This is a genomic window from Aquabacterium sp. A08, from assembly GCF_011742065.1.
Window position 1 is genome coordinate 1 of record NZ_JAAQQT010000643.1, and the last position, 9,108, is coordinate 9,108.

Annotated in this window: 12 protein-coding genes; 7 read left to right on the forward strand and 5 right to left on the reverse strand. The window is 60.5% G+C overall.

Going from position 1 to position 9,108, the window contains the following annotated elements:
* The 3 genes from HA630_RS14230 to HA630_RS14240 form a co-directional block, all read right to left on the reverse strand.
* A partial coding sequence (locus tag HA630_RS14230; protein WP_166834805.1) for an aldehyde dehydrogenase family protein occupies positions 1–884 on the reverse strand: 884 nt, incomplete at its 3' end.
* Positions 885–1,048: 164 nt separating this feature from the next.
* Positions 1,049–2,251, reverse strand: a complete 1,203-nt coding sequence (locus HA630_RS14235) for a CaiB/BaiF CoA-transferase family protein (RefSeq protein WP_208300065.1) — start codon at positions 2,249–2,251, stop codon at positions 1,049–1,051.
* Positions 2,252–2,264: 13 nt separating this feature from the next.
* The gene (locus tag HA630_RS14240) at positions 2,265–3,449 is read right to left on the reverse strand and encodes an acyl-CoA dehydrogenase (RefSeq protein ID WP_166834803.1); all 1,185 of its coding nucleotides are present in this window, start codon (positions 3,447–3,449) and stop codon (positions 2,265–2,267) included.
* A 125-nt stretch (positions 3,450–3,574) separates the two neighbouring features.
* On the opposite strand from HA630_RS14240, the gene HA630_RS14245 reads away from it, so the two are divergent.
* The 5 genes from HA630_RS14245 (at position 3,575) to HA630_RS14265 (ending at position 7,373) form a co-directional block, all read left to right on the forward strand.
* Positions 3,575–4,489, forward strand: a complete 915-nt coding sequence (locus HA630_RS14245; RefSeq protein ID WP_166835473.1) for a LysR substrate-binding domain-containing protein — start codon at positions 3,575–3,577, stop codon at positions 4,487–4,489.
* A gap of 204 nt (positions 4,490–4,693) precedes the next feature.
* Positions 4,694–5,233, forward strand: coding sequence for a DUF413 domain-containing protein (gene maoP / locus HA630_RS14250; RefSeq protein ID WP_166835475.1), 540 nt, complete (start codon positions 4,694–4,696; stop codon positions 5,231–5,233).
* A 287-nt stretch (positions 5,234–5,520) separates the two neighbouring features.
* Entirely contained in the window at positions 5,521–6,021 is a 501-nt protein-coding gene (locus tag HA630_RS14255) for a DUF2059 domain-containing protein (protein ID WP_166835477.1), read from the forward strand.
* A gap of 133 nt (positions 6,022–6,154) precedes the next feature.
* On the forward strand, positions 6,155–6,946 hold the full coding sequence (locus tag HA630_RS14260; protein WP_166835479.1) for a hypothetical protein: 792 nt from the start codon (positions 6,155–6,157) through the stop codon (positions 6,944–6,946).
* Positions 6,947–7,130: 184 nt separating this feature from the next.
* Positions 7,131–7,373: a type II toxin-antitoxin system Phd/YefM family antitoxin gene (locus tag HA630_RS14265; protein WP_166835480.1), complete on the forward strand. Its 243-nt coding sequence runs from the start codon at positions 7,131–7,133 to the stop codon at positions 7,371–7,373.
* A gap of 49 nt (positions 7,374–7,422) precedes the next feature.
* Here the strand turns inward: HA630_RS14265 and HA630_RS14270 are convergent, their stop codons facing one another.
* Both HA630_RS14270 and HA630_RS26595 read right to left on the reverse strand, forming a co-directional pair.
* A complete protein-coding gene (locus HA630_RS14270) occupies positions 7,423–7,704 on the reverse strand; it encodes a type II toxin-antitoxin system RelE/ParE family toxin (protein ID WP_208300092.1) in 282 nt (93 codons plus the stop codon).
* Complete coding sequence (locus HA630_RS26595) at positions 7,701–7,883, reverse strand: TA system antitoxin ParD family protein (RefSeq protein ID WP_166835482.1); 183 nt, start codon at positions 7,881–7,883, stop codon at positions 7,701–7,703. Before HA630_RS26595 ends, HA630_RS14270 begins: the two co-directional genes overlap by 4 nt.
* Here HA630_RS26595 and HA630_RS26600 point away from each other — a divergent pair.
* Positions 7,877–8,047: a DUF4160 domain-containing protein gene (locus HA630_RS26600; protein WP_166835484.1), complete on the forward strand. Its 171-nt coding sequence runs from the start codon at positions 7,877–7,879 to the stop codon at positions 8,045–8,047. The genes HA630_RS26595 and HA630_RS26600 overlap by 7 nt on opposite strands.
* A 104-nt stretch (positions 8,048–8,151) precedes the next feature.
* Positions 8,152–9,108, forward strand: a 957-nt coding sequence (locus tag HA630_RS14285) for an IS5 family transposase (RefSeq protein ID WP_166833657.1), incomplete at its 3' end; no start/stop codon positions are given.

The window sequence follows — 9,108 nt, forward strand, 5'->3', positions numbered from 1 at the left end:
CCGGCGTTGCGGTACTTGCTGGCAAACGCCCCTTCCACCGCCGAGTCGATGTCGGCGTCGTCGAACACGATGAAGGGCGCGTTGCCGCCCAGTTCCAGCGACAGTTTTTTCACCGTGGGCGCGCACTGCGCCATGAGGATGCGGCCGACCTCGGTGGAGCCGGTGAAGCTGAGGTGGCGCACCACGTCGCTGGCGCACAGCACCTTGCCCACGGCAATGGAGTTGGCGCTGTCGGCGGTGATGACGTTGAGCACCCCCGCCGGAATGCCGGCACGCAGGGCCAGCTCGGCGGCGGCCAGGGCGGTGAGCGGCGTCAGTTCGGCCGGCTTGATGACCACCGGACAACCGGCGGCCAGCGCGGGCGCGACCTTGCGGGTGATCATGGCCAGGGGGAAGTTCCATGGCGTGATGGCCGCGCACACCCCGATGGGCTGCTTGAGCACCAGCAGGCGGCGGTTGTTGTCGAAGGGGGGCAGGGTTTCGCCGTTGACGCGCTTGGCCTCTTCGGCGAACCATTCCACGAAGCTGGCGCCGTAGGCCACTTCGCCCTTGGCTTCGGGCAGGGGCTTGCCCTGCTCGGCGGTCATCAGGCGGCCCAGGTCGTCCTGGTTGGCCATCAGCAGGTCGTACCACTTGCGCAGGATGGCGCTGCGCTCCTTGGCAGTCTTGTTCTTCCAGGCGCCCCATGCAGCGTTGGCGGCGGCAATGGCGGCTTCGGCCTCGGCCGGGCCCAGGTTGGCCACGTCGGCCAGGTGCTGGCCGGTGGCGGGGTCGTGCACCGCAAAGCGGCTGGCGCCGGCCACCCACTGGCCGTTGATCAGCGCGTCGGTTTTCAGCAGCGTCGGGTCTTTGAGCAGGGCGAGGGGGGTGGCCTTCATGTCCATGGTCGTCTCAATGGGGTGGTCGGTCGGTGGCGGGGCGCGGTGTCGGCCCGCCGGTGGGGGCCCGTGTGGGGTGCGGGCGCCGCGTGGGCTGCGGCCACAGGGCCGGCACGTTCCATGATACGGCCAGCCGTGTCGGCCCGCCAGCGGCGGGTGTCGCCAGGGAATCAGCCGGTGGGCGGGTTGGTCCAGCCGGCCCGGTCCTGCCCCAGCACCGGTGGCGGCCGCTGGGCGGTCGGGCGCTGGCCGTCCATCAACACCGGGTGGGCCACCATGGGCGGGGTGGGGCCGTGCGGCCCGTTGTGCCGGGGCAGCACCATACCGCGTGCGGCCACCTGGGGGTGTTCCAGCACCTGGGCCACGTCCAGAATGGGCGAGCAGGGCACGGCGGCGCGGTCCAGCAGGGCCACCCAGTCGGCGGTGTCGCGCGTCAGCGTCCAGCCGGTGATCAGCGGCACCAGCGTCTGCCGGTGCTCCACCCGGGCCGGGTTGGTGGAAAAACGTGCGTCCCGGGCCACGGCCGGGTGGCCGGCGGCCTCGCAAAAGCGGGTGAACTGGCCGTCGTTGCCCACGGCCAGCACCATGTGCCCGTCGCGGGTGGGGAACACCTGGTAGGGCACGATGTTGGGGTGGGCATTGCCCATGCGGGTGGGCCGCGTCTGCCCAATCAGTTGGTTGCTGGCCTGGTTGGCCAGCATGGCCACCTGTACGTCGAAAAGCGAGGCGTCCAGCACCCGGCCCCTGCCGGTGCGTTGGCGCTCGTGCAGCGCTGCCAAAATGGCGGTGGCCGCGTACACGCCGGTCATCAGGTCGGTCACGGCCACGCCCACCTTCTGCGGTTCCTCGCCTTTGTTGCCGGTGATGCTCATCAGCCCGGCTTCGGCCTGGATGGCAAAGTCGTAACCCGCCTTGTGCGACAGCGGGCCGGTTTGCCCGTAGCCGGTGATGGAGCAGTAGATCAGCCCCGGGTTGATGGCCTGCAGGTTGGGCGCGTCCAGCCCGTACTTGGCCAGTTGCCCCACCTTGTAGTTCTCGATCAGCACGTCGGCCTCGCGGGCCAGTTCGCGCACCTGCTGGATGCCTTCGGGGCTGGCGATGTCGATGGTCACCGAGCGCTTGCCCCGGTTGGCGCACAGAAAGTAGGCCGCCACCCGCTCGGAGCCTTCGCCCCACCACGGTGGGCCCCAGGCGCGGGTGTCGTCGCCGCTGCCGGGGCGCTCTACCTTGATCACGTCGGCGCCGTAGTCGGCCAGAATCTGCCCGGCCCAGGGGCCGGCCAGCACGCGCGACAGGTCCAGTACCTTCACGCCCGCCAGCGGGCGGGGCAGCTCGGGCGCAGCGGCATGGGGGTTCAGCGGGGGCAGGGCCATGGGCAGCCTGTGCTCAGTTGCTGAACGCGGCAATGCCGGTGATGGCGCGGCCCAGAATCAGCGCGTGCACGTCGTGCGTGCCCTCGTAGGTGTTCACCACCTCCAGGTTCACCAGGTGGCGCGCCACGCCGTACTCGTCGCTGATGCCGTTGCCGCCCATCATGTCGCGGGCGGTGCGGGCAATGTCCAGCGCCTTGCCGCAGCTGTTGCGTTTGAGGATGGAGGTCACCTCCACCGGCGCATGGCCCGCGTCTTTCATGCGGCCCAGCGCCAGGCAGCCTTGCAGGCCCAGGCTGATCTCGGTCAGCATGTCGGCCAGCTTTTTCTGGATGAGCTGGTTCGCCGCCAGCGGGCGGCCGAACTGCTGGCGGTCCAGCACGTATTGGCGGGCGCGGAAGTAGCAGTCCTCTGCCGCGCCCAGCGCGCCCCAGGCAATGCCGTAGCGTGCGCTGTTCAAGCAGGTGAAGGGGCCTTTGAGGCCGCGCACCTCGGGGAAGGCGTTTTCTTCGGGGCAGAACACTTCGTCCATCACAATTTCCCCGGTGATGCTGGCGCGCAGGCCCACCTTGCCGTGGATGGCCGGGGCGCTCAGGCCCTTCCAGCCTTTTTCCAGGATGAAGCCGCGAATCTGGCCTTCGTCGTCCTTGGCCCAGACCACGAACACGTCGGCAATCGGGCTGTTGGTGATCCACATCTTGGCGCCGCTCAAGCTGTAGCCGCCCGGCACCTTGCGGGCGCGGGTGATCATGCTGCCCGGGTCGCTGCCGTGGTTGGGTTCGGTCAGGCCAAAGCAGCCCACCCATTCGCCGGTGGCCAGCTTGGGCAGGTATTTCTGCTTTTGCGCTTCGGTGCCAAATTCGTTGATGGGCACCATCACCAGCGAGCTTTGCACGCTCATCATGCTGCGGTAGCCGCTGTCCACGCGCTCCACCTCGCGCGCCACCAGGCCGTAGCACACGTAATTCAGGCCGGCGCCGCCGTATTGTTCGGGAATGGTCGGGCCCAGCAGACCCAGTTCGCCCATTTCGTTGAAGATGGCGCGGTCGGTGCTTTCGTGGCGGAAGGCCAATTGCACCCGTGGCAGCAGGCGTTCCTGGCAATAGGCGTGCGCCGCGTCGCGCACCTGGCGTTCGTCGTCGGTCAACTGGCTGTCGAGCTGGAAAGGGTCGGACCAGGAAAAGCGGGCAGAAGCGGCCATGGTGGTGTGTGTAGAGCGTGGTTGAAAGTGCCGCCATCGTAGGCCCTGCGCGGCCCGCCCGCAAACGAAAAATTTTGGGCCAGATATGAGCATTTGTGCGAAATGCCGTGTAGGCTGGGCGTGCCATGCGACGCAAACTGCCCTCCACCCAAGCCCTGAACTGCTTTGAAGCCGCTGCCCGGCACCAAAGCTTCACCCGTGCCGCGCAGGAATTGAACCTGACGCAAGGCGCCGTGTCGCGCCAGGTGGCGGTGCTGGAAGACTTTTTGGGCGTGCCCCTGTTCCGCCGCACTCAGCACGGCATGGTGCTGACGCCCGCCGGCACCGACTACGCCCGCCACGTGCGCCAGCGTCTGGACGCGCTGGAACGCGACGCGGTGGAGCTGATGGGCCGGCGCGGGCAGGGCGACAGCCTGACCCTGGCCGCCGTGCCCACCTTCGCCACCCGCTGGCTGATTCCGCGCCTGCACGGTCTGGCTGTTGAACAGCCCGAATTGCTGGTGCATTTCGAGACGCGCACCCGCCCCTTCTTGTTCACCGACACCGGCATTGACGCCGCCATTTGGGCCGGCACGCCGCAACAACTGCAGCAATGGGCCGGCACCCAGGCCACCCATTTGATGGACGAAGACGTGCTGCCCGTGTGCAGCCCGCGCCTGCTGGCCGGTGGGGCAGAGGTGCCGCCCGACGCCCTGGCCCACATGCCCCTGTTGCAACAAGCCACCCGGCCCGAGGCGTGGCGCCAGTGGTTCGACGCGCAAGGCGTGGACGCGCCCCGCGCCATGGCCGGGCCAAGGTATGAGCTTTTTTCGATGCAGGCCGCCGCCGCCATCAGCGGCCTGGGCGTGGCGCTGATGCCCACCCTGCTGGTGCAGGACGAATTGGCCAGCGGCGCGCTGGTGGTGGCGTGCGCGCGGCCATTGAAAGCGCGGCGGGCTTATTACCTGGTGCAGCCCCAAGTGGCCGAACGGCCCGCGTTGGCGGTGTTCCGGGCATGGGTGCTGCGGCAGAGTCAAACCGTGCCTGGAGTTGCGGTATAGTGGTCTAATAAAAATCAAATGCCCGGCCCGCGTGCGCGGAGATGGGGTAAAGCCGTTGGGGACCGGGGCGAATGCCCCGGGTTTTGCACACGATGAGGTGTGCTATTGGCTTGGCATACGAGGGAGGGATGCTTTGATATACACCCTTTGTTTGAATGAATATACGCCGTTCTCGGCGTATATTGCACGTTAGAGGTTTCCGCGTTGAACAACCATGAGTTCAAATTGTTGCCTCTGGATAAGATCAGATACTTATTCAGCACATCCGAGCGGGAGCAACTTGCCAAGTATGGAAACTGGGCCAAATCTCTTGAGCATGGGTACATGGCTCCAAGCACTGAGCGCCAAGAGCATTTTTTTGCTGTATGCCGCGGCGTCAGTGAGCCAGAAACAAGCTTTGAATTTCTGTGGCTTCGTTATCGCTCAGCTTTGGCCACAGATAGTCGAATCGCTGAACTCGAAGGCGCCCTGTCTTCTGCAAAATCTGAAGCAAATGCGTTGCGCAGGTCGTTGTTTAAACATATTGAAAAGAGCAAATCCGAGCTGCAGAACCAGGAAGAACTCATCAAGAAGTTACAGAAGAAACTCACAAGCTACGAGAAAAAACTCGGCCTGGCTGACCCGCCGAAACCTGATGTAGCACCAGAATCTGGAGCGAGAGAAATATGTCCCAACTGTGGTGGAGATGGCGGAGCTTCAGGGCAGTGTTACAAGTGCGGAGGTTCAGGTTGGGTATTTGTATAACCTCTAACATTCCGCTCCAGAGGGACGCTCCGCCGGCAAGCCGGCTCCGCGCCCCTGAGCTTCCACGTTAGACCAAGCTATGATTATTTTGATATACTTTTCATTTGTCATAATGGGAATCGCTGCAGGAGCTATTGCGAGAACGACCCTCTTAAAAGACCGCGGCGGATTGAAAGTGATTTCGGCATTGTTGATATCCGTTGCGGCATGGATTGTTGTAGTCATACTCCTATCGATCTATGCAGATTTAATGCTAAACGCTAGTTGGCAGCCGCAATGGGTAGGGTTTGCTGCACTTTGCTTCTCTGTATCATTTTTCTATTCGTCAAAAAAGAGGAAATCAAGTGCGCGGAATAAATGATTTCATTAAGTTTTCTACACTGTTCGTCGCCCTGCAGCTCTCGGCATGCAATTTTGATGCCGCAGCTGAAGATGCGCCGCAACATAAAGCCGAGTTAGTTGAGAGGTATTTTGAATTGGTTCCAATGAATCAAATAATCAAGGACTCAGCAAGTGAAATTGCCTCGCAGTTACCTGCGGAACATCGTCTTGATTTTATTGAATTCATGACAAAAGAAGTAAGAGTCGACCTTATTGAAAGTGCTGCAAAACAAAGCTTTGCTAAACACATGACCACAAAAGAGTTGTCGGCATTTGTGGAATTTATGGAAAAGCCGGAGGGCAAATCGGCAATGGCAAAAATGAAATTCTATATGGCAGACATTATGCCTGTAGTCCAGAGCGAAGTTATGAAAGTAATCGCGAAGCGGCAGGCACAAGGCCAATAAAATCTCGAAAGGGTCTAACTGTGCGTTCAACGTGGATACCAACAGTGCCGTGCCCTAGGCTTTTATTGGCCGCTCATGGTGCCCCGCGCCTTCGGGCTCCGGCGCCAGTCAACTAACTCTTTAGAGCCAGACTATGCACATCGCAATTGACGATACATACGGCCCGGAGATTGCCACGGGCTCATCATTTGTCACTGGTGATCGCCGAACACATGTCGCTGTTGTTTTTCCAGATGAAGACGTTCAAGACATTCGAAGACAGGCGGCCGAGTGTTTGGCTGAGATTGCTGTATTGACCGGAGTTGTTGCGAATGAATTTCACTTTGTTGACATTTACAACCGAAAATCTCCTTGGGACAAGCTTCCAGATCAAGCAAATCTAAGATTGTTTGAGTTCTTCGCATCCATCTACAAACACTACCGATGGCCTGTTCTTATTCAAACAATCGATACTCGTACTTTAGGTGATCATGGAATAGGCGGCTTGGCTGGAATAATTGACGGTCTCGACTTATCGGACCGCGCGGATCTTTCCCTGGTATGGCTGTTGATTAAACTAAAGATCAAGTTCAAGAAAAACCCGGAACCGATCACGCTTTTTATCGATGAGGGTAGAAAAAAGCCGGGTACGCAATTTGGTTCAAAAATATTTCATGACTGGCAGGGCTCATTTAGCGGCTGCTATTCGTCTTCTGCGGCAGAACCGTTGCTTCAAGTTGCCGATTTCATGGCTTTTTGCATTAATCGATCTACGCATCTTGCAATGAAGAGCAAGCGTTCCGATGTCGATTCGTGGTTTCTAAATCTTGTGGGTGGAATGAGGATGGATTGCGATGACCTCAAACTCCACACGCTTCCGAAAAATTTCTCCGTTGTTGATTTCGATGGATTGCATGTTCAAGATAGAGTTGAAAAAGGGTTGTGAGGCTTTAACCTCTCATTCCACCGGACCTGCGCGAAAAGCCGCACAGGCCGGTGAACTCAAACGTTAGAGGTCATTAAGGTGGGCTGCTGCCGGTTTGGTTGGCGTCACCGATGGACTGACACCGCCGTCTCACATTGATTTACCGTACCAAAAATCGTACGCTTTCGAGCAGGAGTCTCCATCCATGCAAACACTCTCTGCCAGCGACGCGGAATCGAACCTTTACCGCCTGATGGACCAGGCGGCCGATTCGCACCAGCCTATCATCATCACCGGCAAGCGGCACGATGCGGTGTTGGTGTCTGCGGAAGACTGGCAGGCGATTCAGGAAACGCTGTACTTGCTGTCTGTGCCCGACATGCGCGAGTCCATCAAAGAAGGCATGGCCGAACCCGTCGAGAACTGTGCCCAGGAGCTGGACTGGTGACTTGGCCGGTGCTTATGCCAGGGTCATCGACATCAACACTACGAGTGAGTCAGTGGTCGGTCCGCTTCAAATCGCGGTAAAAGTTCTCGTGCGGCCCCACCATCAAGAGCTTGAGGGTGCTCTCATCCAACACCCGGTAGACAAGCAGGCACAGCAGGTTGCCCATGCGAAATTTGCAAACCTGCACGCCAGCCAAATCACCGACTTTGGTTTCACCGGCGTCGGGTTGGTTGGCAACGGTTCGCACGGCCTCGTCAAGCGCAAACTTTTGCTGTCGCTGCAGTTTTTTGACGGCGCGTTCAAAGGTCGGGGTGACGACGATGCGTATCAGCCGAACTGGTAGTCGTTCACGGGGTCTTCTTGGTCTGCGACCAAAATTTCGCGGATGACGCTGAAGGGCAGATCGGGGTTTTCTGCCGCAATTTTCCCGATCTGGGACCAATATTCGATTTGCTTGGGTGTGGCGGTTGAGGGTTGCCTTGTGAATCGGCTACAGTATTGGCATGGCACCCACTGTTGTCCGTGATGGGCCGTATCGGCTGTTCTTCTTCTCGCGCGAAGAACCGCGTATCCACGTGCATGTGGCGCATCCGGATGGCGAAGCCAAGTTTTGGCTCACCCCGGTGGTTCATTTGGCCACGTCAACGGGTCTGGCGCCAAAGCGTCGGTCCTGATTTATTCGTAAGTCATTGATTTGATTGGCTTTATTGGCCATTTGACGGTATAATTTCTCCCAATTCGATGGCCTCTGAGCGCCATTTCTTGGGAGTTTTTTCCAATGCTCGCCTGCCCCGCCACCGATGATTTCTTCCGCGCTCGCATCGACCACATGATCGACCTGCGCCATCCGCTGGCGGTGCTGTCTTCGCGCATGCCCTGGCAGCAGATTGAGGCTTCGGTGTCGCACCTGTTCATGCGCAAGGCCCGCACGGGCGTGGCCATGCCCGACCTGGACCTGTTTGGTGAGGCGCCAGCAGTGGTGGGCCGCAAGAGCAATGCCGGGCGCCCGAGAGTGCCGCTGCGCATCATGATTGCGCTGCTGTATCTGAAGCATGCCTTCAACGAATCCGACGAAGGCGTGGTCGAGCGCTGGGGCGAGACACCGACCTGGCAGTTCTTCTCGGGCCAAGCTTACTTTGAGCACCATCGCCCGTGCGACGCCACCACCCTGGTCAAGTTCCGCCAACTGCTGGGCGATGAAGGCGTCGAGGAACTGCTGGCGCAGACCGTCAACACGGCGGTGGAACTCAAACTCATCAAGCCGCAGGAATTGAGCCGGGTGATTGTGGACAGCACCGTGCAGCACAAAGCCATTGCCCACCCCACCGACAGCAAGCTGCTGGAGACCGCCAGGGTGAAGTTGGTGGAGGTGGCCAAGCAAGCCGGCATCGAGTGCAAGCAAACCTACGCCAAGGAAGGCAAGGCCCTGGGCCACAAGGCGGGGCGCTATGCGCACGCCAAACAATTCCGTCGCATGCGCCGCACCCTCAAGCGCCAGCGCACCGTGGTCGGTCGCCTGCAGCGCGACATCGAGCGCAAGGCAGCAGCCGTGACGGGTCTGGCCGCTACGGTGCAGGCAGCCCTACAGACCACGCTGGCACGGGCGACTCAGATCGTGGCGCAAAGCGCCAGCAAGAAGGCTAAAGACGGGGTGCCGAAGCTCTACAGCTTCCATGCGCCGGAGGTCTCCTGCATCAACAAGGGTAAGAGCCGCCAGCCCTACGAGTTTGGGGTG

What these genes read in the sequence shown, in the direction of transcription:
- HA630_RS14240 (WP_166834803.1), bottom strand. Translation starts at nt 3,449, where the DNA reads ATGGCCGCTTCTGCCCGCTTTTCCTGGTCCGACCCTTTCCAGCTCGAC.
- HA630_RS14265 (WP_166835480.1), top strand. Translation starts at nt 7,131, where the DNA reads ATGCAAACACTCTCTGCCAGCGACGCGGAATCGAACCTTTACCGCCTG.
- HA630_RS14260 (WP_166835479.1), top strand. Translation starts at nt 6,155, where the DNA reads ATGCACATCGCAATTGACGATACATACGGCCCGGAGATTGCCACGGGC.
- HA630_RS14245 (WP_166835473.1), top strand. Translation starts at nt 3,575, where the DNA reads ATGCGACGCAAACTGCCCTCCACCCAAGCCCTGAACTGCTTTGAAGCC.
- HA630_RS26600 (WP_166835484.1), top strand. Translation starts at nt 7,877, where the DNA reads ATGGCACCCACTGTTGTCCGTGATGGGCCGTATCGGCTGTTCTTCTTC.
- HA630_RS14235 (WP_208300065.1), bottom strand. Translation starts at nt 2,251, where the DNA reads ATGGCCCTGCCCCCGCTGAACCCCCATGCCGCTGCGCCCGAGCTGCCC.